Source organism: Bacteroides caecigallinarum (assembly GCF_021531075.1).
GTDB lineage: Bacteria > Bacteroidota > Bacteroidia > Bacteroidales > Bacteroidaceae > Phocaeicola > Phocaeicola caecigallinarum_B.
In genome coordinates, this window is the sequence record NZ_JADYTJ010000128.1 from 1 (window position 1) to 1,033 (window position 1,033).

2 protein-coding genes are annotated in these 1,033 nt (G+C 49.6%); both read left to right on the forward strand.

What is annotated here, in order from left to right; genetic code table 11:
• Positions 1–287, forward strand: a 287-nt coding sequence (locus I6E11_RS15515; RefSeq protein WP_235338833.1) for a DUF4121 family protein, incomplete at its 5' end; no start/stop codon positions are given.
• A 21-nt stretch (positions 288–308) separates the two neighbouring features.
• On the forward strand, positions 309–1,028 hold the full coding sequence (locus tag I6E11_RS15520) for an N-6 DNA methylase (protein WP_204483182.1): 720 nt from the start codon (positions 309–311) through the stop codon (positions 1,026–1,028).
• The last annotated feature ends 5 nt before the right edge of the window (positions 1,029–1,033 follow it).

Sequence of the window (1,033 nt, forward strand, 5' to 3'; positions counted from 1 at the left end):
CAGGCGAATACACCTTCCGCAGCGATTCATTCACGCTGTACAGCCGGAGCGAGCTGGACGAGCTGGCCGCAATCCTGAAAGGCAGACTCTACAAGGGAATCCTGCCTGACTCTCTTGTACTTTGGGGATACCGCATGTATATTAAGGAAATATCACGTGAGCAGTGGAACGGTATGGGACAGCACGGACAAATCCGCATGAAATTCATGGGATACGGTCCGGTCAGAATACACACGGACAATGAAAACCATACCGTAACAGTATACAGAATCAACGACAGTATATAACCAATTATAAAATTAAGGAATATGGCACGATATGAAATCTCCAACGAAGTCAAGCCGCTCGACAGGCTTATCACAGGCTTTGCCTCCTCATGCGGCTATGAAATACAGACCGTATTCAACGACCTGCTGCGTTTCATCATCCACGGCTTCTCTCCGGGAGCACCGCCAATAAGCAACTGGAAATACAAGCGTCAGCAAAACGCCTCGTTCATGGAAATGACAGCCGAATGGACACGTATCATGCAGAGGCAGATAGGCAGGTCGGGCTGGTTCGACGCTTTCGGTGAACTCCACATGGCTTACTGCTCAAAACCGGGACAGCAGGCAAACGGACAGTTCTTCACGCCGTCACATATCTGTGAACTCATGGTCATGTGTGCGCCAGGTAAAAAAGAGACCGGACAGAGGATGGGAGACCCTACATGCGGCAGCGGAAGGCTTCTGCTGGCATACCATGCACACAATCCAGGAAACTATCTGGTTGGAGAAGATATCAGCCGGACCTGTTGCATGATGACCGTATGTAACATGCTCGTCCACGGATGTGTCGGGGAAGTAATCTGTCATGACAGTCTCCAGCCGAAGGCATTCACCGATGGATGGAAAGTCAACCAGGCTATGCCCTTGACGGGAATACCTTCTATAAGACGCATGAAGGAAGAGGAATACAGGAATCCTCTTCCGGAAAATATCGGACGCTTCAAAGAGGCAGTCCGTATCATCAACCTATTGGACAAATAATTACC

What these genes read in the sequence shown, in the direction of transcription:
- I6E11_RS15520 (WP_204483182.1), top strand. Translation starts at nt 309, where the DNA reads ATGGCACGATATGAAATCTCCAACGAAGTCAAGCCGCTCGACAGGCTT.